This window comes from Kouleothrix sp. (genome assembly GCF_046328425.1).
Taxonomy (GTDB): domain Bacteria; phylum Chloroflexota; class Chloroflexia; order Chloroflexales; family Roseiflexaceae; genus Kouleothrix.
Window position 1 is genome coordinate 279,876 of record NZ_JAXLWP010000005.1, and the last position, 23,294, is coordinate 303,169.

The 23,294-nt window shown below is 68.8% G+C and carries 22 protein-coding genes and 1 riboswitch; of the genes, 11 read left to right on the forward strand and 11 right to left on the reverse strand.

The window, feature by feature from the left end:
• The first annotated feature begins 4 nt into the window (after positions 1 to 4).
• The 3 genes from murQ to U0177_RS05890 are packed head-to-tail and all read left to right on the forward strand — an operon-like array spanning position 5 to position 3,195.
• Positions 5 to 970, forward strand: a complete 966-nt coding sequence (murQ, locus tag U0177_RS05880; protein ID WP_409569732.1) for an N-acetylmuramic acid 6-phosphate etherase — start codon at positions 5 to 7, stop codon at positions 968 to 970.
• Positions 971 to 1,018: 48 nt separating this feature from the next.
• Positions 1,019 to 1,960 carry an N-acetylglucosamine kinase gene (locus U0177_RS05885; protein WP_409569668.1) on the forward strand — a complete coding sequence of 314 codons (942 nt, stop codon included), beginning with the start codon at positions 1,019 to 1,021 and terminating at the stop codon, positions 1,958 to 1,960.
• A gap of 17 nt (positions 1,961 to 1,977) precedes the next feature.
• Entirely contained in the window at positions 1,978 to 3,195 is a 1,218-nt protein-coding gene (locus tag U0177_RS05890; RefSeq protein ID WP_409569669.1) for an FAD-binding oxidoreductase, read from the forward strand.
• Between the two features lie 73 nt (positions 3,196 to 3,268).
• On the opposite strand, the gene U0177_RS05895 is transcribed toward U0177_RS05890, so the two are convergent.
• From U0177_RS05895 to purD, 3 genes are all read right to left on the reverse strand, one after another.
• Positions 3,269 to 3,481, reverse strand: coding sequence for a hypothetical protein (locus U0177_RS05895; protein WP_409569670.1), 213 nt, complete (start codon positions 3,479 to 3,481; stop codon positions 3,269 to 3,271).
• 161 nt (positions 3,482 to 3,642) lie between these two features.
• Positions 3,643 to 4,290: a phosphoribosylglycinamide formyltransferase gene (locus U0177_RS05900; protein ID WP_409569671.1), complete on the reverse strand. Its 648-nt coding sequence runs from the start codon at positions 4,288 to 4,290 to the stop codon at positions 3,643 to 3,645.
• A gap of 6 nt (positions 4,291 to 4,296) precedes the next feature.
• Entirely contained in the window at positions 4,297 to 5,541 is a 1,245-nt protein-coding gene (gene purD / locus U0177_RS05905; protein ID WP_409569672.1) for a phosphoribosylamine--glycine ligase, read from the reverse strand.
• 175 nt (positions 5,542 to 5,716) lie between these two features.
• Between purD and U0177_RS05910 the strand changes: the two genes are divergently transcribed.
• The 7 genes from U0177_RS05910 (at position 5,717) to U0177_RS05940 (ending at position 14,136) form a co-directional block, all read left to right on the forward strand.
• Entirely contained in the window at positions 5,717 to 6,178 is a 462-nt protein-coding gene (locus U0177_RS05910; RefSeq protein WP_409569673.1) for a GIY-YIG nuclease family protein, read from the forward strand.
• A 126-nt stretch (positions 6,179 to 6,304) separates the two neighbouring features.
• A complete protein-coding gene (locus tag U0177_RS05915; protein WP_409569674.1) occupies positions 6,305 to 7,123 on the forward strand; it encodes a hypothetical protein in 819 nt (272 codons plus the stop codon).
• Positions 7,124 to 7,544: 421 nt separating this feature from the next.
• Positions 7,545 to 9,647 carry a hypothetical protein gene (locus U0177_RS05920; protein WP_409569675.1) on the forward strand — a complete coding sequence of 701 codons (2,103 nt, stop codon included), beginning with the start codon at positions 7,545 to 7,547 and terminating at the stop codon, positions 9,645 to 9,647.
• 627 nt (positions 9,648 to 10,274) lie between these two features.
• Positions 10,275 to 10,592, forward strand: coding sequence for a hypothetical protein (locus U0177_RS05925; protein WP_409569676.1), 318 nt, complete (start codon positions 10,275 to 10,277; stop codon positions 10,590 to 10,592).
• An 822-nt stretch (positions 10,593 to 11,414) separates the two neighbouring features.
• Positions 11,415 to 12,401: an ATP-binding cassette domain-containing protein gene (locus U0177_RS05930; RefSeq protein WP_409569677.1), complete on the forward strand. Its 987-nt coding sequence runs from the start codon at positions 11,415 to 11,417 to the stop codon at positions 12,399 to 12,401.
• 149 nt (positions 12,402 to 12,550) lie between these two features.
• Positions 12,551 to 13,348 (forward strand): ABC transporter permease, encoded by a 798-nt coding sequence (locus U0177_RS05935; protein ID WP_409569678.1) that lies wholly within the window; start codon positions 12,551 to 12,553, stop codon positions 13,346 to 13,348.
• A gap of 2 nt (positions 13,349 to 13,350) precedes the next feature.
• Positions 13,351 to 14,136 (forward strand): ABC transporter permease, encoded by a 786-nt coding sequence (locus tag U0177_RS05940; RefSeq protein WP_409569679.1) that lies wholly within the window; start codon positions 13,351 to 13,353, stop codon positions 14,134 to 14,136.
• A gap of 39 nt (positions 14,137 to 14,175) precedes the next feature.
• Here the strand turns inward: U0177_RS05940 and metK are convergent, their stop codons facing one another.
• From metK to mtnA, 8 genes are all read right to left on the reverse strand, one after another.
• Complete coding sequence (gene metK / locus U0177_RS05945; RefSeq protein WP_409569680.1) at positions 14,176 to 15,387, reverse strand: methionine adenosyltransferase; 1,212 nt, start codon at positions 15,385 to 15,387, stop codon at positions 14,176 to 14,178.
• Positions 15,388 to 15,619: 232 nt separating this feature from the next.
• Positions 15,620 to 16,003, reverse strand: a complete 384-nt coding sequence (locus U0177_RS05950; protein ID WP_409569681.1) for a hypothetical protein — start codon at positions 16,001 to 16,003, stop codon at positions 15,620 to 15,622.
• A gap of 106 nt (positions 16,004 to 16,109) precedes the next feature.
• Entirely contained in the window at positions 16,110 to 17,372 is a 1,263-nt protein-coding gene (gene ahcY / locus U0177_RS05955) for an adenosylhomocysteinase (protein WP_409569682.1), read from the reverse strand.
• A gap of 51 nt (positions 17,373 to 17,423) precedes the next feature.
• Positions 17,424 to 17,654, reverse strand: a complete 231-nt coding sequence (locus U0177_RS05960; RefSeq protein WP_409569683.1) for a hypothetical protein — start codon at positions 17,652 to 17,654, stop codon at positions 17,424 to 17,426.
• Complete coding sequence (locus tag U0177_RS05965) at positions 17,651 to 18,652, reverse strand: Gfo/Idh/MocA family protein (RefSeq protein ID WP_409569684.1); 1,002 nt, start codon at positions 18,650 to 18,652, stop codon at positions 17,651 to 17,653. The genes U0177_RS05960 and U0177_RS05965 overlap by 4 nt, the downstream gene beginning before the upstream one ends.
• Before the next feature lie 51 nt (positions 18,653 to 18,703).
• Entirely contained in the window at positions 18,704 to 19,684 is a 981-nt protein-coding gene (locus U0177_RS05970) for a carbohydrate kinase family protein (protein WP_409569685.1), read from the reverse strand.
• A gap of 42 nt (positions 19,685 to 19,726) precedes the next feature.
• Complete coding sequence (locus tag U0177_RS05975; RefSeq protein WP_409569686.1) at positions 19,727 to 20,770, reverse strand: hypothetical protein; 1,044 nt, start codon at positions 20,768 to 20,770, stop codon at positions 19,727 to 19,729.
• Between the two features lie 107 nt (positions 20,771 to 20,877).
• On the reverse strand, positions 20,878 to 21,921 hold the full coding sequence (gene mtnA / locus U0177_RS05980; RefSeq protein ID WP_409569687.1) for an S-methyl-5-thioribose-1-phosphate isomerase: 1,044 nt from the start codon (positions 21,919 to 21,921) through the stop codon (positions 20,878 to 20,880).
• Positions 21,922 to 21,963: 42 nt separating this feature from the next.
• Positions 21,964 to 22,148: riboswitch (SAM riboswitch) on the reverse strand.
• Between the two features lie 154 nt (positions 22,149 to 22,302).
• Between mtnA and U0177_RS05985 the strand changes: the two genes are divergently transcribed.
• A complete protein-coding gene (locus U0177_RS05985; RefSeq protein ID WP_409569688.1) occupies positions 22,303 to 23,151 on the forward strand; it encodes an MBL fold metallo-hydrolase in 849 nt (282 codons plus the stop codon).
• Positions 23,152 to 23,294 lie beyond the last annotated feature (143 nt).

A 23,294-nucleotide genomic window follows, 5' to 3' on the forward strand; every position in this document is an offset into this window, starting at 1 on the left:
GCTTGTGGAAGCGCCGGCGCGCGATGCCGAACAACGCAGCCACACCCTCGCTATTGCAAAAGGAACGCCATCGGAACAGCCCATCACCGAGGCGCCCAACCCGGCCTCCGCCGCGATCGACACCCTCGACGCGCGCGCGATCGTCGGGGTGATCGCCGCCGAAGACGCCAGGGTAGCCCCGGCGGTGGCCGCCTGCGCCGACGCAATCGCCCGGCTGGTCGAGGCCAGCGCCGAGCGCATGCGCCGTGGCGGGCGGCTGATCTACATTGGCGCGGGCACCTCGGGCCGCCTGGCGGTGCTCGACGCCGTCGAGTGCCTGCCGACCTACAGCGTGCCGCCCGAGCGCGTGTTCGGGCTGCTGGCCGGCGGCCCGGCCGCGCTCACCAGCTCGATCGAAGACGCCGAGGACGACCCCGAGCAGGGCGCGCGCGACGTAGCGGCGGCCGGGGTAGGCCCGCTCGACGTGCTGCTGGGCATCGCCGCCAGCGGGCGCACGCCCTACGTGCTGGGCGGCATGGCCGAGGCGCGCCGGCGCGGCGCGTGCGTGGCCGGGCTCAGCTGCGCGATGCCCACGCCGATGGAGGCCCTGGCCGACATCCTGATCGCCCCGCTGGTCGGCCCCGAGGTGGTGGCCGGATCGACGCGCATGAAGGCCGGCACAGCCCAGAAATTGGTGCTGAACATGCTCAGCACCGCGACGATGATTCGGCTGGGTAAAACCTACGGCAACCTGATGGTAGACGTCATCCCCGGCAACAGCAAGCTGCGGCGGCGCGCGGCGGCGATCGTGGCGCAGGCCACCGGGCTGCCGGCCGGCGAGGCGGCCGAGCTGCTCGAGGCGGCGGGCGGCGCGCCCAAGCCGGCGATCGTCATGGCGCTGGCCGGCGTAAGCGCCAGCCAGGCGCTCGAGCTGCTGGAGCGCGGCGAGGGCCGCGTGCGCCGCGCGATCGAGCTGGCGCGCGAAGCGTAAAGGCCGCAGTAGCAGCCTTATGAAGAAGAAAGCCGAAATACACACGCTATGATCGACCTCATCCTTGGCATCGACGGCGGCGGATCGTGGACGCGCGCGCTGCTGGCCGATCAATCGGGCAGCATCATCGGCAGCGGCGTGGCCGGGTCGAGCAACTACCAGGCGATCGGCCTGACCGCCGCGACACAGGCGCTGGCGGCGGCAATCGGCGAGGCGCGCCACAGCGCGGGCGTGCCCGACGACGCGCCGATCGCGGCGGCGTGCCTCGGGCTGGCCGGCGTGGGCCGCCCGCTCGACCAGGCGCGCTTCGTGGCGTGGGGCGAGCAGCACCGTATCGCCCGCCAGATCCGCGTCGTGAACGACGCCGAGCTGCTGCTGGCCAGCGGCACCGCCGAGCGCTGGGGCGTGGCGCTGATCTGCGGCACCGGCTCGATCTGCCACGGCCAGGCGCCCGACGGCCGCACCGCGCGCAGCGGCGGCTGGGGCTACCTGCTCGGCGACGAAGGCAGCGGCTACGCGATCGCCTCGCACGCGCTGCGGCTCGCGACGCAGACGGCCGACGGGCGCGCCGACGCGCCGGGCCTGCTGCAGCTGGTGCTCGAGCACTGGAACATCGCCGAGCCGCCGCAGCTGATCACCCACGTGTACCAGGGCGGCGTCTCGCGCACCGACATCGCAGCGCTGGCGCAGCCGGTGGCCGCGCTGGCCGACGCGGGCGACCTGGCCGCGCAGCTGGTGATCGAGCAGGCCGGCGCCGACCTCGCGCGCATGGTCTCGGCGGTGGTGCGGCGGCTCGATCTCGAGCGCCCGCCGCTCGCGCTGGCCGGCGGCGTGATCCTCAGCAGCAAGCGGCTCTGGCCCAGCCTGCACGCGCAGCTCGACGTCGCGATCGGCGCGATGACCCGCGTCGACGACCCGACCCTGGGCGCGGTGGTGATCGCCCGGCATATGCTGGCCGAGGCGCGCGCCCAGGCGCTCGAGGCCGCCTGAGACAGATAGGGCGCCACGTGAACCAACCGCAACCGCCCACGCTTGCGCCTGGCTCGGCCGCCGAGCTGGCCGAGACGCTCGCCGCCGCAGCTGCTGCAGGCCAGCCCCTGACGCCCTGGGGCGCAGGCACGCTTCAGCATCTCGGCGGCCCGCCGTCGCCCGACGCGCAGCCGATCAGCACGGCCGCGCTTGGCCGGATCGTCGAGTACGCCCCGGCCGACCTGACGATCACCGCCGAGGCCGGCGTGACGCTCGGCGAGCTGCAGGCTACGCTGCGCCAGCGCGGCCAGTGGCTGCCGTGGGACCCGGCCGCGCCCGAGCAGGCGACCCTGGGCGGGCTGCTGGCGGCCGGCGCGAGCGGCCCGCTGCGGCTGGGCTACGGCACCCCGCGCGACTGGGTGCTGGGCATGCGCGTGGCGCTTGCCGACGGCCGGCTGGTGGCGAGCGGCGGCAGGGTGGTGAAGAATGTCGCCGGCTACGACACGCACAAGCTGCACATTGGCGCGCTCGGCACGCTTGGCGTGATCGCCCAGGCGACGCTGAAGGTCGCGCCGCTGCCCGAGCACAGCGCGACGCTGGTGTTCGCCTGCGCGTCGCGCGCCGTGGCGCTGGCGCTGGCCGCACGCCTGCGCGAGCCGCCGCTGGCGCCGGTAAGCCTGCTGCTGAGCGCGGGCGCGGGCACCACCGAGCTGGTGATCGCGCGCTTCAACGGCATCGCGGCGGCGGTCCGGCGGCAATCGCAGCTGGCCGCCGAGGCCGGGCTGGCGCTGGGGGCGGCGCGCAAAGCGCTCGACGACGACCGGCCGCTGTGGCAGGCGCTGGCGGGGTTCGCGAACCCGCGGCTCAAATACGAGCGCTTCGGCGACAGCGCGGCGCTGATCATCAGGGCCGGCGCGCCGCCCGGCGCCCTGGCCGACACGCTGGCGCTGGCCGAGCAGCTTGCGCCGGAAGCGGCCGCGGCGCGGGTGCTGGGCTACGCGGGGGTTGGGCTGGTGTACGCGCGCTGGCACCTCGACCCGCCTGACGGCGAGGCGGCCGCGCGCGCGCTGGGCGCGCTGCGGGCGCGGCTTGCGGCGATCGGCGGGTACGCGGCGGTGGAAGATGCGCCCGCCAGCCTGGGGCTGATCGACCGCTGGGGCGCGCCGCCGCCGACGATCGAGCTGATGCGCGGGGTCAAGGCGGCGTGGGATCCGCAGGCAATTCTGAACCGTGGGCGCTACGTTGGGGGAATCTAGCGCCGGCCGGCCATAGGCTGCCCGGGCGGCACGAAGCTAGCTGATTCGTGCCGCCCGAGCCGGTTGCGCCGGCCTACTGCTTGCCGCCGAACAGCCCGCCCAGGATGTTGCCGGCCTGACTGGCAATATCGCCCGCCGAGCCACTGTTCAGTGCCATATCGACATACCCCTGCGCCGACTCGGGCAGCTTCGACTTGATGAAATCCACCGCCGCCTGCGCGGCTGCGCGGGCCTGATCGGCCGGCAGCCCGGTGCGATCGCTGATCACCTTCACAAGCTCGTCCATGGTGCATGCTCCTTTTTGCTGCGCTGCTGAAACCAAAGAGTGCTCATTCTCCCCCGGCTCGCCGCCGCCATCGCCTGGCGGCGCGGCAGATCCTTTTCCTCAGACGCCTGCGCGGCGCAGAAGTCACCGGCGGCAGGCCACGGCATTGGGCGGCGGAATGCTCAGGCCAACCGGGCCAGTACCTCGACGATCATGCGGCGCTCGGCGATCTTGATGCGCTCGTGCAAGCTCGCCTCGGTGTCGCCGGGCACGATCGGCACCTCGGCGCGCGCCAGCACCGGCCCATTATCGACCTCCGGCGTCACGTAGTGGACGGTGCAGCCAGTGGCGCCCAGGCCGCGCCGCAGCGCCTCGGCCACCACGTGGGCGCCGCGCAGCGCCGGCACGCGAGCGCCCGCGCTGGTCGGCACATAATCGCGGCCGGCCGCAGCATCGGCCGGGTCGGGCAGCAGCGCCGGGTGCTGGTTGATCACCGGGGCGCGGCAGCTGGCCAGGAATTCGGCCGAGAGCACACGCATGAACCCCGAGAGCAGCACCAGATCGTAGCTGAAGGCGTTAAGCACGCTCAGCAGCCGCCGCTCCCAGGCGGCGCGCGCGGCCGCGCGCTCGGCCGGCGGCGCGGCCGGCAGCGGCACAAACGCGCACGGGATGCCGTAGCCGAGGGCGCGCTGCAAGCCATAGGCATCGGCGCGGTCGGATATCACCAGCGCAACCCGCCCGGCCAGCTCGCCCGACGCCTGGGCGTCGAGCACGGCCTGTAGGTTCGAGCCACTGCCCGAGAGCAGCACGGCGATCGAGCGTGCGGTCATGGTGCTCTACACCTGGCCAATATCGCGCCGGAACTGCATGCCCGGGAAGCGCAGCTCGTCGACAGCCGCGTAGGCCCGGTCGAGCGCGGCGCGGCGGTTGGGGCCGAGCCCGGTGACGCACAGCACCCGGCCGCCGGCGGTCACAGTCGCGCCGTCGGCCCACTCGGTGCCGGCGTGAAACACCAGCACATCGGGCAGATCGGCCAGCGCCTCAAGGCCGGCGATCGGGTCGCCGCGGCGCGGCGCGGCGGGGTAGCCGTGGGCCGCCAGCACCACGCAGGCCGCCGCGCCGTCGCGCCAGCTGAGCGCCGCCTCGTCGAGGCGGCCAGCGGCGCAGGCGCTCAGTGCGGCGAGCAGGTCGCCGTCGAGCAGCGGCAGGATCACCTGGGTTTCGGGGTCGCCAAAGCGCGCGTTGAACTCGAGCACGCGCGGGCCGTGCGGCGTCAGCATCACGCCGGCGTACAGCGCGCCGCGAAACGGCGTGCCGGCGGCAGCCAGCTCGCGCACCACCGGCAGCATCAGGTCGCTCACGATCTGGTCGAACAGCTCGGCGCCGATGTCGGAGGGCGCGTAGGCGCCCATGCCGCCGGTGTTCGGGCCGCGATCGCCCTCGAGCAGGCGCTTATGGTCGCGCGCGGGCGGCAGCGGCAGCAGGCGCTCGCCGTCGCACAGCGCCAGCACCGACACCTCGTCGCCCGCGAGCGGCTGCTCGAGCAGCAGCCTGCTGCCCGCGCTGGTGGCGCCCAGCAGCTCGATCGCCGCCACGGTAGCCTCGACGCTGCCGGCCACCACAACGCCCTTGCCGGCCGCAAGGCCGTCGGCCTTCACAACCCAGGGCTGGCCGCTCGAGCGCGCGAACTCAATCGCCGCGCGCGTATCGTCGAAGGCGTGCGCGTCGGCGGTTGGCACGCCGGCCTGGCGCATGATCTGCTTAGCGAAGATCTTGCTGCTCTCGATCTGCGCTGCGGCGGCGGAGGGGCCGAACGTGGCGATCCCGGCGGCCGCGAAGCTATCGGCCAGCCCGGCGGCCAGCGGCGCCTCGGGGCCGATCACCGCCAGATCGACCTGCTCGGCGCGAGCCATGTGCACCAGCAGGGCGTAGTCGTCGGCGCCGACCGGCACATTCTGGCCGAGCAGGGCGGTGCCGGGGTTGCCCGGCGCGATCAGCAGCTTGCCGATGCGCGGCGACTGGGCGAGCTTCCTGGCCAGGGCGTGCTCGCGGCCGCCCGAGCCAACGATCAGAACATTCATAGCGCCCCAAAGATCACGGGGCGGCGCGGCGAACGAGGCTGCGGCTCAAAACAAGCCGCCCCGCTCAGGCACCGCGTCGCCCCGTCATTCGTTTCTGCGCGCATTATAGCACAGCGCATCCGCGCCGCCGCGAGATGCTATAATGGGCGCCGGCAGTGGCGTACACAGGGCGGCGGTGAAAGGCACCTACCTGCTGATTCTGCACCTCGAGCGCGAGCTGGCCGATTGGCAGGTCGGCCGGCTGGGGCGCTTTACCTTCGCGCCTGGCTACTACCTGTATGTCGGCAGCGCGTTTGGCAGCGGCGGGCTGGCCGCGCGGCTGGCGCACCACGAGCGCAGGCACAAACCCCGGCCGCACTGGCACATCGACTACCTGCGCGCGCAGGCGGCGCTGGTCGAGGCGTGGGCCGTCGCATCTCTGGCGCCGCTCGAGCGCTGCTGGGCCGGCGCGCTGGCCACTGCGCCGGGCCTGGCCATGCCGGCGCGGGGCTTCGGCGCGAGCGACAGCCAGCTCGCCAGCCACCTGCTGTACTCGCGGCGCATGCCCGCGCGCCAGCCGCTGATCGAGGCGCTGCTGGGCTGCGCCGAGCTGGCCGGCGCGCCGCGCCTGACAATCGACATTCGCACGTATTCCTGACATGTGCTTGCTGTGCGCTTGTGGAGGTTTGGCGGCCGCAGGGCTCCCAAGAATCCTCTTTGCCGAAGGCAGAGCACGCCAGCTGCCCAAGCCCCAGCCTTTGTGCTGCGACTGAGATGATGACACATGACACAGCACTCTGACGAGCCGCGCATCGGCCAGGCCGACGTAGCGGCGATCCTCGCGGCGCTGCGCGACGAGGTACGCGCCCAGCGTGTGGCCCGCGGCCAGCTCGAGCCCACGCCGCTCGAGCGCGAGCTGCTGCGCAGCCTCGACGAGATCGAGCTGCACCGCGTGGTCAGCGCGCACTGGCCGCTGATCGGCACGACACTGCCGCAGCGCGCGATCGGCCTGGTGAACAAGCTGGTGCGGCGCTACCTGCGCTGGTACATCAACCCGATCGTCGAGCAGCAGAATGCCTACAACGACGCGGTGGCGCGCGCGCTGCGCCTGCTGGCCGACGCCTACCTCGAGCTGGGCGAGCAGCTCGCGGCGCGCCAGGGGCTGGAAGGCAGCCGGCCGGCGGGCGGCGACGCAGCTGTGCCACCGGCGGTAGAGCCAGCCGAGCGCCAGCCCGCCGGCCCTACCGCCGGCCTCCAGGCCACGCTTCAGCAGCGCGCCGCAGCCGAGCCGCCCGCGCGCTTCCCCGACCTCGAGCTGCGCGCGCTTGAGCCGCAGCTGCGCCTGCGCGAGCAGGTGAGCGCGCACTGGCCGCTGGCCGGCACGAGCGCGCTGGGCAGGCTCGCCGCGCTGGTGAACAAGCTGGTGCGGCGCTACCTACGCTGGTACATCAACCCGATCGTCGAGCAGCAAAACGCCGCGAACGCCGCGATAACCGCCGCGCTGCTTGCCGCCATCCGCCTCGACGCCGAGCGCCGCGCCCAGGCGGCCGGGCTGCGCGCTCGTCAATTGCACCACACAGGCACAGAGGGCACAGAGAGATAAATAAAGGACGTACGCAGCTGGCGCCATCAGCCTTCGGCAGAGCGGGTACTATTCTCCCTATCGTGTGCGGTTCTTCCGCGCTGCGCGCAGGAGAACCGCACACGGAAGATAAACACGTACCATCTCGCACCTATAGAAAGCCGAATCACGCAAGTGCGCCCAATAAATAACAGGACTTACGCGGCGTCCTCCCGCGTGGGAGGCTTGGAGGGCGCAAGCCATCCAAAATCACTCTTTTTGGCTGGTGGCGGCCACCGCCGTGGCCGCCACCAGCCAAAAAGGAAGTTTTCGGGGGCGGCAAAGCCGCCCCCAAACCCCCACCGCGTAACTCGTGTAACTGACGGCGCTTACGCGCTACCTCCCGCCTGGCAGCGCTGTTTCTGCCTGCGGCAGCAAGGTTTCGCAACCAACGCGAGGGCACATGGCCGAACCAACAAATACGCCGCCGGACGGCACGGTGACGTTTGTGCAGCACCACAAGCCACCGCTGCACAGCGGCAGCTACGAGATCGTGGTGACGCAAACGATCGCGACCACCGAAATTGCCACGGCCAAAAAGATCCCCGGCTCGGCCTTTAGCGCCCGGCGGCACTTCACCGTCGCCGGCGATCGCTTCAGCCTCGACCCCCAATCGATCCTGGCGCTGTTCCCAGCCGAGGGCAGCGTTGGCGATCACGCGCTGGTGCTGCCGCATATCGCGCTTGGCCGCAGCACGCTGCCCTGGGAGCGCAAGGCCGACGGCGCGAGCCCCGACGCGCCCTGGCTGGCGCTGCTGCTGCTCGACGACGGCGAGCAGCTTGGCGGTGTGCTCGAAAAGCGCACGTTTCTCGGAGCCTACCAGGCCGGCGACGGCGAGGCATTGTGGGCCTACCTCGCGCGGCCCGATGTCGGCTGGCTGGGCACGCTCGCCGCCCAGCCCGACAGCGCGGTGGTGATCTCGCCTGGCCGGCGCGCTGCCCCCAAGCTAGCCGGCACGTTTGCCGGCCGCGACGAGCAGGTCGCCGCGATTGCCGGCCGGGCGTGCGCGCCGGCAAATCGTACGCTGGCGAGCCTGCTGGCGCCAAGCGCCGACGGCGTATTCTGGCCAGGCGTGGCGCTCGAAGCCGGCCAGCGCGCCACCGACACGGCCATGGTGATCGACATCCCCAAGCACCTGCTCGACCGGATCCTGCCGAGCGCGAGCGAGCTGCCATACCTGGCGCATGTACGCGCTGGCCCCGGCGGCGACCAGGCCGTGATCGTCGGCAACCGCATGCCCCGGCCCAGCGGCACCAGCACGGCTTACCTGGTTTCGCTCGAAGGCCGCTTCAGTGGCGGGGCGCTCGACGCGCCCGGCGCCGGCCCCGACGACCTCGTGCGCCTGGTTTGCCTGAAAAGCTGGCGCTTCGGCTGCGCGGGCGGCACACAGCATATTGCGGCGCTGCTGAGCGCGCTCGACTACGCGCAGCCCGCGCTGCGCCTGCCGCCCGAAAGCATGCCCGGCGTCGAAACCTACCTGGCGGCCGGCTCGGTGCCGCTGCCGCACACATTTCGCCAGGGCACTCGCACGATCTCGTGGTACCACGGGCCACTCGGCACTGGCGAGCACCGGCGCGACGTGGTGCTGCCGGTGCGCGCGGCCGACGAGCTGCTGCACTACGATCTCGCTCACGGCATATTCGATGTTTCGTATGCCGCCGCCTGGGAAATTGGGCGCCTGCTAGCCTTGCAGGACAAAGCCTTCTCGACCGGGCTGTTTGTGTGGAAGCGCCGCAACATCCAGTCGCGGCGCCAGGCCGAGCAGCGTGCCAAGCAGCCGCACCTGCCCATCCCTAAGCTCGAGGCTGTGCCAATGCCGCAGACGCTGGTGCACTGGCTTGACCGGCTGCGGCTGCTCGAGGGCGTCCCGTTCAACTACCTCGTGCCCGACGAGCGTATGCTGCCGCGCGAGTCGATCCGCTTTTTTCTGATCGACCAGCTGTGGGTCGACGCGCTGATCGACGGCGCGCTGAGCATTGGCCGGGCTACATCGGCCGACTACCGCAACGACCAAGCCGGCCAGTTTGGGGCGCCGCCCGACCCCAGCCGCGCGATCACTGGCGTTGTGCTGCGCTCGGCAGCGGTAAGCGGCTGGCCAAGCCTGCTGGCCGACGCCTACGACCACGACGGGACGCAGCTTGAGCACCTGCGCGGCGAGCGCCTTGGCCCCGATGTCGCGATCCACCTGTTTGCCGGCGTGCTCGGCAGCGTCGCGCTGCACCTGCCACCCGAAGCGCTGCACTTCGGCGCCGACCCGCCCGACGAGCACGCCGGCGAGCCGCACAAAGACTTGCGCGACAGCGCGGGCCACAGCGGCGCGGCGGGAGTTGCCGCGCTGGCCTGGCGAAAAAACGCCGCGCGCGTGCTCGACGTCGGCGCGCTGGCCGAAACCATGCGCAGTGCGCTCGGTCTGCCGAGCATCTCGTCGGCCCAGTTCGCGCTCCAGATGATCGCAGGCGCGCCCAGAGTTGTGTTTCAGCGGGTTGCACGGCGGCGGCCGGGCTAGCCGCTGGCGACATACATCAAACGCAAGACTGATCTTACATTCGCAAATCTGTGCTAAGATCGGCGCATCATGCATTCGTATTAGACTTCTTGGGAAATAGGGGAGCCGGAGGAGCGAAGCTTCTCCGAACCTCTCGGTGACAGGACTTACGCGGTGTCCTCCCGCATGGGAGGTTTGGGAGGGCGCAAGCCCTCCAGACTCTTTTTGGCTGGTCGCGGCCGGCGGTGGCCGCGACCAGCAAAGAGTTTTCGGGGGCGGCTTTGCCGCCCATACATTAAGCGTAGTAGACAAGGACAGCTCTTGTGGTATGGTTGTTGTCGCTAAACCACAACCAAACACCGACGGGAGCCGCCCTGATGACGACTATACCACAGCTGGCCGCCACGCTTGCGGCGGTGTTGACCGAGGAAGCCGACCGTGCCAGCCGCCAGACCGGCTTTGTTCAGCGCTCGGACGCCAAACTGACCGGCAGTGTGTTCGTGCAAACGCTCGTGTTTGGCCTCCGGTGCCGACCCGCAGGCGAGCTTGAGCGCCCTGACGCAGACGAGTGCCGCCTTGGGCGTAACCATCTCGCCCGAAGCCTTGCATCAGCGGTTTGACCGAACCGCCGCCACCTGTCTGGAACACGTGCTCGGGGCTGCGATTGGCGAGGTGCTGTGTGCTGACCCACTCAGCTTGCCCATCCTCGACCGCTTCGCCGAGGTGGTGGTGCAAGATAGTACCACGATCGCCTTGCCCGAGGCGCTCGCTGCGGTCTGGACCGGCTGCGGTAATGGCACGCCCGACGCCGGCAACGCGGCGCTTAAAAGCAAGGTCGCCCTCGACCTGCGCACGGGAGGCCTTGCGCGGCCCGACCCGCCTGATGGCCTGAGTCGGATGCTCACGCCACCCTGCATCACGATCTGCCGCGGGCGCGGTCCGGCTGGTGGATTTGGGCTATTTTGACCTCGCCCTGCTGGCGGAGTTGGACGCGCGGGGCGTGTCCTGGTTCTCGCGCATGCGGGCACTGACCAGCCTGCAAACGGACGATGGACGCTGGTGGCGCCTGCACGACCTGCTGGCCGCCATGCCCGAGGCAACGCTCGATCACCGGTGCGGCTGGGGCGGGAGGCGCAGGTGCGGGCGCGCTTGCTGGCAGTGCGGGCACCGCAGGAGGTGGTCGACCAGCGCCGCCGCCGCTTGCGGGAGGAAGCCAAAGCGCAGGGCCAGATGGTCAGCGCGCTGCGCTTGGCCTTGGCGGCGTGGAGCGTGTTTGTGACCACCATCCGCCGGACGGACTGACGGTGACGGAGGCGCTGGTGCTGGCGCGGGCGCGCTGGCAGATCGAACTGCTGTTTAAGCTGTGGAAAAGCCACGGGCAGATTGATCTGGTACGGGACGTGCAGCCGTGGCGGGTGCTGTGAATTGTATGGACGCTTGCTCAATCAAATTGTGCAGCATTGGCTGCTGCTCGTGGCAGGTGGGATGCGCCCGCACGGAGTTGGGGCAAAGCGGCACAGACAATTCGTACGCATTGGATCGCGCTGGCAACGGCGATGGGGCAGCCCGCACGGCTGCGGGACGCGCTGACGACGCTGGCACGCTGTATTCAAGCAGGCTGCCGCAAGAACCGACGCAGGAAACATCCGTGTACCTTCCAGCGGTTTTTGATGAGTACCGATAGCTGTGTGGCGTAAGCTTAATGCGCATGGGGGCGGCGAAGCCCCCCCCGAACCCCCACCACGTAAGTCGTGTCAGTGAGCATGTTATTGAAAGGCCGAGCGCGCCGTGAGCACAGCACGCGAGACGATCGCCGTCGATTCCCTGAGCAAAACGTACCACGTGCCCGAGCGCGAAGGCGGCTTCGGCTCGGCCGTGCGCAGCTTCTTCCGCCGGCGCTACCGCGACGTGCAGGCCGTGCACGAGGTGAACTTTCGCATCGGCCAGGGCGAGATCGTCGGGTTTCTTGGGCCAAATGGCGCCGGCAAAACCACCACGCTGAAGATGCTGGCCGGGCTGCTGCACCCGAGCGCCGGCCGCGCCGACGTGCTTGGCTTCACCCCGTGGGAGCGCAAGCGCGGCTACCTGCAGTCGATGACGCTGGTGATGGGCCAGCGCAACCGCCTCGCGTGGGACATCCCGGCGGCCGACTCGTTTCTGCTGAACCAGGCAGTCTACCGCATCGGCGATGCCGACTACCGCCGCACGCTGGCCGAGCTCGACGACCTGCTCGAGCTGGCGCCGATCATGCGCAAGCCGGTGCGCAACCTCTCGCTCGGCGAGCGCATGAAGTGCGAGCTGGCGGCCGGCCTGCTGCACCGCCCGCAGGTGCTGTTCCTCGACGAGCCGACGATCGGGCTCGATATCACCGCCCAGGCGCGCATCCGCAGCTTTCTGCAGGAGTACAACCGCCGCACCGGGGCGACGATCCTGCTCACCAGCCACTACATGGCCGATGTCACCGCGCTGTGCGAGCGGATCATCATCATCCACCACGGCCAGCTCAAGTACGATGGCGCCATTAGCGATCTGACGCGCCGGATCGCGCCGTTCAAGCTGATCGCCGTGGCGCTGCGCGACGAAACCCCCGGCGACCTCAGCCGCTACGGCACGCCGCTGCCAAACGAGAACGGCGACGGCAAGCGGCTGATCCAGGTGCCCGCCGGCGAGGCCGCCACGATCACCGCGCGCCTGCTCTCGGATCTGCCAGTGCACGACCTGACGATCGAAGACCCGCCGATCGAAGACGTGATCGAGCGCGCCTTCCACGAATAATACGCTGTTCGGTTGATCACGTATCGATTGCGACTCGTGGCTTCGCCACGGAGTGCAACACAATAAGAAATTTGGGGGCGGCTTCGCCGCCCCCAAACCCCCACCAAAGTGTCAGTAATCAAGCGAAATTGGTATAAATAGGAGCACGCATGCTGCGAATCTACTGGCGCATGTGGCAGGTGAACTGGTCGGAGCAGTGGCAGTACCGCGCGAACCTGCTGATGTACCTGTTGTACTGGCTGGTCTCGCCGATCGTGTACCTGTCGGTCTGGTCGACGGTGGCGCGCGGCCAGGGCCAGGTCGGCGGCCTCACGCCCAACGACTTCGTCACCTACTACCTGACGCTGCTGATCGTCGACAACCTGGCCAGCGATATTACCATCCACCTGCTGGCCTACAAGATCCAGGATGGCACGCTGTCGGGCGATCTGCTCAAGCCGGTGCACCCGATCCTCACCAACACGCTGATGAACAACCTGGCGTTCAAAGCGCTGATGCTGATGGTGCTGGTGCCGGTATGGCTGCTGCTGTGCCTGCTATTCCAGCCCGATTTCAGCGGCGTCACGCCGATGTCGCTGCTGCTGGCCGCGCCGGCGATCGCCCTGGCGTTTGGCATCAGCTTTCTGTTCGGCGCGGCGATCACCTGCGTGGCGTTCTGGACAACACGGGTCTACTCGCTGCACGAGTTCTACATGGCGCTCATGATCTTGTTCGCCGGGCAGTTCGTGCCGCTCGACCTGATGCCGCCGATGATCCAGCGGATCGCGCAGTTCTTGCCGTTCCAGCTGCTGCGCTACTTTCCGATCCAGCTCATCCTCGGCAAGCTGCCGCCCGACGTGATCGTGCGCGACTTCGCGCTGGCTGCGGTGTGGTTCGCAATCGCGCTCGGGCTGTTCCAGCTGGTGTGGCGCAGCGGCGTCAAGCGCTTCTCAGCGGTGGGGGCGTAGGCATGCACCATCTCAAATTGCTCGGCACGCTATTCAAGCTGAACCTTCAGCAAGAGCTGGCCTACCGCGCCGACACGGTGATCAACATGCTGCTGAGCCTGATGTGGCTCGGCTGGGAGCTGCTGAGCCTGAGCATTATCTTCAGCAACACGGCGACGCTGGGCGGCTGGGGGCCGGGCGAGCTGATCGCGCTGCTGGGCGTGTGGCGGCTGGTGAATACGCTTATGGCCGCGCTGATCTGGCCAAATACCGAGCGCTTCAACACCAGCGTGCGCGACGGCTCGCTCGACTACACGCTGCTGCTGCCGGTGAACAGCCTGTTTCTGATTAGCTTCGCGCGGATTGTGATCTGGCGAGCTTGGGACATCGGCCTGGCGCTCGTGCTGCTGGCGGTCGGGCTGAACATGCAAGGCGGCGGCGCGACGCCGCTGAGCCTGCTGAGCTTTCTGCTGCTCACACTCTCGGGCGGGCTGATCATCTATAGCCTGTGGGTGGTGCTGATCGCCTGCACGTTCTGGTTCGTCAAGTTCGACAACAACGTGACGATCTTGCAGGCGCTGATGGACGCGGGGCGCTACCCGGTGACGGTCTACCCGGCCTGGCTGCGCGTGATCATTACGTTTGTGGTGCCGATCGCGGTGGCTACGACTGTGCCGATGCAGGCGCTACGCGGCGACCTGCGCTGGTGGCAGGTGCTGCTGTTTGTGGCGGTGGCGATGGTGTGCGTGCTGGCGGCCTCGCTGGTGTGGCGCCTGGGGGTGCGGCGCTACAGCGGCGCCTGCGCGTAGGGGCGCGCCACAACCCTACGCGCTGGCGCCGAACCACGGCTAGAGCGTAGCGGCGCGCCGCAGCGCCTCGGCACGGTCGGTGCGCTCCCACGGCAGGTCGATATCGGTGCGGCCGAAGTGGCCGTACGCGGCGGTCTGCCGGTAGATCGGCCGGCGCAGGTCGAGGTCGCGGATGATCGCGCCGGGGCGCAGATCGAAGTGCTGGTTGATCAGCTTGACGATCGTCTCCTCGGCGATCTTGTTGGTGCCGAAGCTCTCGACGCTCACCGAGAGCGGGCGCGCCACGCCGATCGCGTAGGCCAGCTGCACTTCAAAGCGGTCGGCCAGGCCGGCGGCCACCACGTTCTTGGCAACCCAGCGCGCCGCGTAGGCCGCCGAGCGGTCGACTTTCGTCGGGTCCTTGCCCGAGAACGCGCCGCCGCCGTGGCGCGCCACGCCGCCGTACGTGTCGACGATGATCTTGCGGCCGGTCAGGCCGGCGTCGCCGTGCGGCCCGCCCGTCACGAAGCGGCCGGTCGGGTTCACGTAATACTTGGTCTTGCTGTCGAGCATCTCGGCGGGCACGACCTTGTGAAACACATCCTCGATCACATCCTCGCGGATCTGGTTCTGGCTGACATCGGCGGCGTGCTGCGTGCTGATCAGCAGCGTGTCGACGCGCACCGGCTGGCCGTGCGCGTACTCGACCGTCACCGGGCTCTTGGCGTCGGGGCCAAGGTAGGCGATCCGGCCAGTCTTGCGCGCCACCGCGAGCTCGCGCGTGAGCTTGTGGGCCAGGCTGATCGTCAGCGGCATAAGCTCGGGCGTCTCGTTGCAGGCGAACCCGAACATCATGCCCTGGTCGCCTGCGCCGACGGCCTCGATCTCGGCCTCGGTCATGGCGCCCTGCTTGGCCTCGAGCGCTTTATCGACGCCCAGCGCGATATCGGGCGACTGGCCGTGCAGCGCCACAATCACGCCGCAGGTATCGGCGTCGAAGCCCACGCCGGTGCCGGTATACCCGATCTCGCGGATGGTCTTGCGCACAACTTCCTGGATCTCGACGTAGCCCTCGGTGGTAACCTCGCCCATCACCAGCACCAGCCCGGTGGTGGCGGCCGTCTCGCAGGCCACGCGCGAGCGCGGGTCGACCGCCAGGAACGCGTCGAGGATCGCGTCGGAGACCTGGTCGCACAGCTTATCGGGGTGCCCTTCCGTCACGGATTCCGAGGTGAAGAAGAGCTGGGGCGATTGCATGAACGATGTTGGCATGCGAAAAACTCCTGGTTTGTCGGGGCGAGGCTCGCCCTTCTGGTGCGGCGCGCGCCGCAATTACTTCCTGTTGCGCTTGTATGGTGGCAAGCGCGGGGCACGTGCTATCTTTGGCGCCCCGACGTTTGAGCCGAGGCTTCGCTGCCTGAGCGTATTCCGGAGTGCAATCGCGCAGTATGGAGCGCGATTGCACTCCGGAGCAATCGGAGCACGTCGCCGGAAACGGCGCGCTCTATCGCAGCTGCTGCTGAAAGCGCGGGTCGCGCATCAGCGCCGCAAAGATGGTGCCATAGAGCGCGATAATGCTGATCAGCGCCAGCAAAAACAGCGAGCCGAGGCCAACCGCCAGCCAGCCGTACAGCCGCGCCCTGCTCGGGTCGACGGCGGTTTTGGCTTTGGTAAGCGTGACGATACCGACGATCAGCGGCACCAGCGGCGCCAGGCAGTTCAGGCCAGGGATGCAGCTTATCAGCGAGGTGCCGACGATCGCCAGCGCCGCGATCGCCCAGCGGTCGCCGCTGGTGGTGAGCTGAGGCTCGCTCTGCGCCGCGCCCGGCGCGGGCTGGTCGACCGGCGGGTTCCAGCTTGGCTGCTGCCCAGGATCGTAGATCGCCATGATCGCTCGTTCCTTTCGACGCTCATCACGAGAGCCACGAGCCGAGAGCCGAGAAGCGCCCGATGCCCGGTGGTTCCCAGCTCCTTAGCTCTTGGTTCTGCTCGGTTTACGTTCCCTCTTCCCACGAGTGCAGGTACTTGTCCTGCTCGGGCGTCAGCGTATCGATGCTAATGCCCATAGCCTTGAGCTTCAGCGAGGCGATCTCGCGATCGACCTCTTTGGGCAGCGCGTGCACGCCATTGGCCAGCTTGCCCTTGTTCTTCTGCAAGAACTCCGAGGCCAGCGCCTGGTTAGCGAACGACATATCCATCACCGCGCTGGGGTGGCCCTCGGCGCTGGCCAGATTGATCAGCCGGCCCTCACCCAGCAGATTGATCACGCGGCCATCTTTCAGCAAGTACTGGTCGATGAATGGGCGCGGCTGGCGCTTCTCGGCGGCCAGCGCTTCGAGCGAGGGGATGTTGATCTCGACATTGAAGTGGCCGCTGTTCGCCACAATCGCGCCATCTTTCATCACCGCGAAGTGGTGGCCGTCAAGCACATTGATGTCGCCGGTGGCGGTGCAGACGAAATCGGCAAGCGGCGCGGCCTCGAGCATCGGCATTACGCGGAAGCCGTCCATCGCGGCCTCCAGCGCCTTGATCGGGTCGATCTCGGTGACGATAACGTTGGCGCCCAGGCCGCGCGCCCGGTCGGCGATGCCGCGCGAGCACCAGCCATACCCGCCCACCACGAACGTTTTGCCCGCCAGCAGCACATTCGTGGCGCGGATGATGCCGTCGAGCGTGCTCTGGCCGGTGCCATAGCGGTTGTCGAACATGTGCTTGGTGTCGCTATCGTTCACCGCGATCACCGGGAATTTCAGCACGCCGTCGTTGGCCATGGCCTTGAGCCGGATGACGCCGGTGGTGGTTTCTTCGGTCGAGCCGATCAGCGTGTCGAGCAGCTCGGGGCGCTGCTTGAGGATCGCCGACACCAGGTCGGCGCCGTCGTCCATGGTGATGTGCGGGTTGTGATCGAGCGCGGCGCCAAGGTGCGCGTAGTAGGTCTGGTTATCTTCGCCCTTGATCGCGTAGACCGGGATCTCTTCGTAGGCCACCAGCGCGGCGGCCACGTCGTCCTGCGTGCTGAGCGGGTTCGAGGCGCACAGCACCACGTCGGCGCCGCCGGCGGCCAGCGTGCGCGCCAGGTTGGCCGTCTCAGCGGTGACGTGCAGACACGCCGAAAGGCGCAGGCCGTTCAGCGGGCGCTCTTTCTCGAAGCGCTCGCGCAGCAGCCGCAGCACCGGCATCTCTTTCTCGGCCCAGTCGATGCGCTTGCGGCCCTGCTCGGCCAGAGAAATGTCCTTGATGTCGTAATTGTTTGCCATTGAGAATCCCTGCTCCTTTATTTGTCTTGGTTTGAGACAGCTTCTCAGCCGCTATTTCAGGCTGGCCACCCACTCCGGGTCGACCCACAGGTCGATATGGCCGCAGACCGTACAGGCGGTAGCCTCGGTGGGGTAGTGCTCGTTGTACACCACGCCGAGCGAGCGATGCGCGTGGCCAGGCGCCACCGCCGAGGGCTTCTCGCCGCTAGCCGGGCCGTGGTCTTCAATCAGCACCACCTGCTTCACGGCGCCGCCGCACACCGAGCAGACGCGCTCGCTCATTGCGCCACCTCCACCGCGCCGCCGTCGCGCGCGCTGCGCAGCAGCGCCTCGATCGCGGCCATGTTGTCGAGCGTCTCGGCCAGCGGCATCTCGGGCAGGCCGGCGGCGCCGTGGCCGGCGGCAACCAGCCGGGCGAAGCCTTCGGCCTCGGCCTGGTACTGGTTTACTCCTGGGAACTCGATCGTCTCGGGGGCTGCGCCAGGCGCGTCGCGCCGAATATGCAGCACGCCGGCCTGGTCGGCCGGCAGGTTGAACGCGCCGTCGTACTGGATCACGCCAGCGCTGCCGACGATCTGCACGCTCTGGTGGAACGAGGTTGCCAGGCTGCACGAGATCTGCGCCAGCGCGGCGCCGGGGTACTCGAGCGTGCCAGCCAGCGTGAGATCGACGCCCGAGGGCGCCCAGCGCGCCGCCGCCAGCGCGCGGCTAGGCGCCTGGCCCACCGCCAGCCGCGCCAGGTTCACGCAGTAGCAGCCGACATCCATCAGCGCGCCGCCAGCCAGCTCGGCGTTCAGGCGCACATCGGCGGGGTTGGTCGCCATGAACGCAAACGAGGCGCGCACCAGCCGCACCTCGCCAATCGCGCCCTGGCGCAGCAGCTCGGCCAGCTTGAGCGTGCGCGGGTGGAAGCGGTACATAAACGCCTCCATCAGCCACACCCCGCCGGCGCGCGCGGCCTCGAACATGGCCGCAGCCTCGGCCCGGCTCACGCCCATCGGCTTCTCGCACAGAACGTGCTTGCCGGCGGCTGCGGCCTTGGCGGCCCACTCGGCGTGCATGCTATTCGGCAGGCCGATATACACGGCGTCGACGTCGGCGTCGGCCAGCAGCGCCGCATACGAGCCATAGGCGCGGGCGCCGCCGTGGCCCCGCGCGAACTCGGCGGCGCGCGCCGCATCGCGGCTGGCCACCGCCACAACCTGCTCGCTGCCCGACGGGCGGAGCGCGTCGGCAAACTTCCCGGCGATATGGCCGGTGCTGATGATTCCCCAGCGCATACTCACTCCTGGCACGATGACACGAGCCAGCCCTGCCATCGCTTCATCGCTTCACCGCGTTACGCCGTCGGCGGCCCATGTTTCAATCGCGCGGCTCGGCCCGAACGCAGCGGCATAGCGCTCGGCGAACTCGGCGACGGTGTAGCTATGCTCCTGGCAGCCGCGCTTCTCGATCGCGTAGGCGGCGGCCAGCGCGGCCACGCGGCCGGCGACATCGAGCGGCAGCCCGCGCGCCAGGCCGAACACCAGGCCGCCCAGGTACGCATCGCCGGCGCCGGTCGGGTCGACGACATCGGCGATCGGGGCCACGGGGATGGCGATCTCGCTGGCGTGCGCATTGTCGTAGAGCACCGAGCCCTCGCTGCCGCGCGTTACCACCGCCAACGGGGCGCTGCCGATCAGATCGGCCTCGCTGCGGCCAGTCTTCTGCGCCATCATGGCGAACTCGTAGTCGTTGCCAACCAGCACGCTGGCGCCATTCAGGCCAGCCAGGATCTGCTCGCCGTCGAGGCGCGGCGTCTGCTTGCCGGGGTCGAACAGGAACGGCACGCCCTGCGCGCGGCACTCGGCGGCATAGCGCGACATCGCCTCGGGATCAGTCGGCGAGATAATCACCAAGTCGCCGGCGCCGAGCCCGAGGCCCAGCAGCGAGAGGTGCTTGGAGTGCGCCATCGCGCCGGTATAGAACGCGACGATCTGGTTGTTGGCTTTGTCGGTGTTGATAAAGCACGAGGCGGTGAACTCGTCGTCGATCAGGCGGATGCCGCTGGCGTCGATGCCCTGGCGCTCCATCAGGGCACGGTACTCGCCGAAATCCTGGCCGGCGGTAGCCACCACCAGCGGGCGATCGCCCAGCAGCGCGAGCGTGTAGGCGATGTTGCCGGCCACGCCGCCGCGCATGCGCCGCATTGAGTCGACCAGAAAGCTGACGGTGAGCATATGAACTTTATCCGGCAGAATATGATCCTTGAAGTAGCCGGGAAAGTCCATAATATAATCGTAGGCGAGCGAGCCAGTGACGACGATTCGCACGAATTGCTCCTTGTTGCAAAGCGCAGATTGCAATCTGCGCAACTAGATCAGCTTGTACTGCTCGCGCAGCTGCGCCGAGGCTTCGGCCAGAAGCTGCAGAGCGCGCTCGGCGGCCGCCACCGAGAGGCGGCTCAGTGTGCCCGCGACCGAGAGCACCGACTGGCGCAGCAGCGCCTCGGCGGCGATGCCGTGCGGCGCGAGCTGCCCGGCCAGCGCGCCGGCCTGCGCCGCCAGCGTATCGGCGCTGGCCCGCGCAATTGCGTCTTCGTCGGCGGGTAGCAGGCCCAGGCCAACCACGCCGCCGCGTCCGAGAAACTCGCCGAGCGCCGGCGCCGCTTCGGCCAGCGCCGCGCCGTGATGCGCGACATCGGCGATAATCATATCGACGCCGATCTGCAGCAGCTCGTGCCAGTTGGGCACCCCGCCGGCGAACAGCGCCTTGCAGCCGCGCACGCCTTCGAGCACCTGGTCGATCTGCTCGCGCACGCGCGGCCACTCGACGGGCACAAACGGCAGGCCGACCATCTCGAGAAACGGTTCGTCGACGCAGATGATCGTCGTCGGGTTCCACTCGCTCAGCCGCGCCTCCTGCCACTCGGCGCGCAGCGCCAAGTGCTGCGCCAGCGCGTCGAACAGCATGTCGTCGTACAGCAGCGGCTGGTCGTTTTCGTCGGTCACCTGCGCCGCCAGGCTGATCGGCCCGGTCAGCTGGCCCTTGAGCGCCTTGGCGGCGCGCAGCCCCTCGGCCTGGCGCAGCAGCTCATCGAGGCCGTAGGCGTCGTCGGGGGCGAGCGCCACCGTCGCGTAGCGATCTTCCAGGTAGGCCAGCCCCAGCCGGTCGAGCTCGCGCTCGGCGCGCCGCCGGTCGACATACACGCGGGCCTGGGTTTCGTCGACCACCAGCCCCGGAAAGCCGAGCATGCTCTGCACGACGCTTTGCTCGCGCAAGCTGCGCTGAGGCAGCTGCGGCCAGGCCAGCAGCGCCCCGGCGTAGCGGCGCGAGATCTCGAGCGCCTGCGCCGCGTTGCGGTGCGGCAGCCCGCCCAGCAGCAGCGGCAGGGCGGCGGGTGCGAAAGGCAACGGCATAGCGATTTACGATTTACGATTTTGGATTTACGATAAACTCCACATCGAGCGCTGGCGGGGCACCGGGCAGCATCGGCCCGAGAAAATCGTAAACCGTAAACCGCAAATTACATAATACGACGCAGGTTCTCCTCGTATGGCGGCCGAATAACGCCACGCTCGGTGATCAAGGCGGTGATGAGCTCGTGGGGCGTAACATCGAACGCGGGGTGCGCGGCCTGCACGCCGGCCGGCGCCAGCATCTGCCCGCCAATCGTCGTGACCTCGGCCGGGTCGCGCTGCTCGATCGGGATGGCATCGCCGTCGGGCAGGCTCAGATCGATCGTGGAGGAAGGCGCTGCGACATAGAACGGGATGGCGTGGGCGCGCGCCAGCACGGCCAAGCCGTAGGTGCCGATCTTGTTGGCGATATCGCCATTGGCCACCACGCGGTCGGCGCCGACGATCACGCAGTCGATCTCGCCGCGGCGCATGAAGTAGGCGGCCATATTATCGGTGATCAGCGTCAGCGGCACGCCGGCGCGCTGCAGCTCCCAGGCCGTCAGGCGCGCGCCCTGCAAAAACGGCCGGGTTTCGTCGACGAACACATGCACCGGCCGGCCGCTGCTGTGCGCGATGCGAATGGGCGCGAGCGCGGTGCCAAGCCCGGCGGTGGCCAGCCCGCCGGCGTTGCAGTGCGTCAGCACGTGGCCACGCTCGGGGATGAGCTGCAGGCCGTGCTCGCCGATCGCATAGCACATCGCCAGGTCTTCGGCCATGATCGCGTGGGCTTCGTCGAGCAGCGCGCCGCGCAGCGCGGCTGGCTCGTCGGTGGCGTGGGATTCGGCGGCGCGCAGCATGCGCGCGGTTGCCCACATCAGGTTCACGGCGGTGGGGCGGCTGGCGTCGAGCGCGGCCTTGGCCTCGGCCAGGCGAGCAAGCAGCTCGGCGGCGCTGCCGTGGTGCTGCTGCGCCACCAGCGCCATGCCATAGGCCGCAGTGCAGCCGATCGCCGGCGCCCCGCGCACCTGCATGCTCTTGATTGCCTGCACCACATCGCCGAGCGTCGCGCAGCGCACCGCCACCTCGGCGCCCGGCAGCAGCCGCTGGTCGAGCAGGCCCACGGCGTCGCCGTCCCACCAGATATGCTGAAATGTTTCGGCTGTTTTCATCAAAAAAAGCCGCCCGCACTGCGAGAGGCCCAGCTATGTTACCTCTCATCTTTCAGGTGCATCAGGAACACCTGCAGGAATTGGCACCTTCCCTACCGAGCTTTGAGGTTTGCATTTTAAGCCTGAGTTTTACCTCGACAACTCAGCACTTAAAACTCAGCATTCAAAACCTGGTATGGGGTTGCCGGGCTTCGTCGGGCCAGTCCCTCCGCCCCTCGTGATGAGCATACTATTCACTTCGACGCGCGATTATAGCATAGCTGCGGCCGCGCTGCAACCTGCCAGCACGCCCAGGCGATACCGGCGCGCAAAACACGCGAGCAGGCTCCTACACGCAGGGCGCGTATGCTATAATGCAGCCGGATCAGCAGTACATGCGGCGTGTTGCTTCGATGGGGCCGGGCGCCGGCGCACGACGCAATTGCGTCGCGCGACGCGAGCATGCGACTGACATTTTTAGGAACCGGCACATCGATGGGCGTACCGGTGATCGGCTGCCGCTGCGCCGTGTGCACCTCGCCCGACCCGCACAACCACCGGCTGCGCACTTCGGCGCTGCTCGAGGCGGGTGGCCGCACGCTGCTGTTCGACGCCGGCCCGGACCTGCGGCAGCAGGCGCTGGCCGCGCATATCAGCCGCGTCGACGCCGTGCTGCTGACGCACGCCCACGCCGATCATATTTCGGGCCTGGACGATCTACGGCCGCTGAATTTCGCGCAGCGCTCGGCAATACCGCTGTTTGGCTCGGCTACCACGCTGGGGATGGTGCGCGAGCGCTTCAGCTACGCGTTTCACGATAGCTCGCGCGGCTCGACGCGCCCCGAGCTCGAGCTGTGCGAGATCCGCAGCGGCGTGGCGTTTCGAGCCGCCGGCGTGGCCGCGCTGCCATTCGACGTGCAGCATGGCACATGGTCGATCACCGGCTTCCGCATCGGCCGGCTGGGGTATGTGACCGACGCCAGCGCGCTGCCGCCGGAGTCGCTGGCGCTGCTGCGCGGCCTGGATGTGCTGGTGCTCAACGCGCTGCGCTACGCCGAGCACCCGACGCACTTCAATGTCGCGCAGGCCTGCGCCGTGGCGGCTGAGCTGCAGCCGCGCCGCACCCTACTGGTACACATGACCCACGATCTCGAGCACGCCGCCGTGAATGCCGCGCTGCCCGACGGCGTCGAGCTGGCCTACGACGGCCTGGTGGTCGAAGCCGGCGACAGCTACGACAGTGCACCGTAGCTGCCACGGGCAGCATACGCCACATCGGCGTGAAATAGCCGTTCTGTGGTACGATAACAATGATAGCTCGCTGCGTTCATACAAACAGTATTCTGCCCGCTCGTGGAGCCCACGCTGCGTCGCAGCCGTCCGGCCTGGGCCGC

Bases quoted from the DNA above. Each gene is read 5' to 3' on its own strand.
- purD (WP_409569672.1), bottom strand. From the start codon at position 5,541: ATGAATGTTCTGATCGTTGGCTCGGGCGGCCGCGAGCACGCCCTGGCC.
- U0177_RS05965 (WP_409569684.1), bottom strand. From the start codon at position 18,652: ATGCGCTGGGGAATCATCAGCACCGGCCATATCGCCGGGAAGTTTGCC.
- U0177_RS05935 (WP_409569678.1), top strand. From the start codon at position 12,551: ATGCTGCGAATCTACTGGCGCATGTGGCAGGTGAACTGGTCGGAGCAG.
- mtnA (WP_409569687.1), bottom strand. From the start codon at position 21,921: ATGAAAACAGCCGAAACATTTCAGCATATCTGGTGGGACGGCGACGCC.
- U0177_RS05960 (WP_409569683.1), bottom strand. From the start codon at position 17,654: ATGAGCGAGCGCGTCTGCTCGGTGTGCGGCGGCGCCGTGAAGCAGGTG.
- ahcY (WP_409569682.1), bottom strand. From the start codon at position 17,372: ATGGCAAACAATTACGACATCAAGGACATTTCTCTGGCCGAGCAGGGC.
- U0177_RS05895 (WP_409569670.1), bottom strand. From the start codon at position 3,481: ATGGACGAGCTTGTGAAGGTGATCAGCGATCGCACCGGGCTGCCGGCC.
- U0177_RS05885 (WP_409569668.1), top strand. From the start codon at position 1,019: ATGATCGACCTCATCCTTGGCATCGACGGCGGCGGATCGTGGACGCGC.
- U0177_RS05940 (WP_409569679.1), top strand. From the start codon at position 13,351: ATGCACCATCTCAAATTGCTCGGCACGCTATTCAAGCTGAACCTTCAG.
- U0177_RS05920 (WP_409569675.1), top strand. From the start codon at position 7,545: ATGGCCGAACCAACAAATACGCCGCCGGACGGCACGGTGACGTTTGTG.
- U0177_RS05900 (WP_409569671.1), bottom strand. From the start codon at position 4,290: ATGACCGCACGCTCGATCGCCGTGCTGCTCTCGGGCAGTGGCTCGAAC.
- U0177_RS05950 (WP_409569681.1), bottom strand. From the start codon at position 16,003: ATGGCGATCTACGATCCTGGGCAGCAGCCAAGCTGGAACCCGCCGGTC.
- U0177_RS05915 (WP_409569674.1), top strand. From the start codon at position 6,305: ATGACACAGCACTCTGACGAGCCGCGCATCGGCCAGGCCGACGTAGCG.
- metK (WP_409569680.1), bottom strand. From the start codon at position 15,387: ATGCCAACATCGTTCATGCAATCGCCCCAGCTCTTCTTCACCTCGGAA.
- U0177_RS05975 (WP_409569686.1), bottom strand. From the start codon at position 20,770: ATGCCGTTGCCTTTCGCACCCGCCGCCCTGCCGCTGCTGCTGGGCGGG.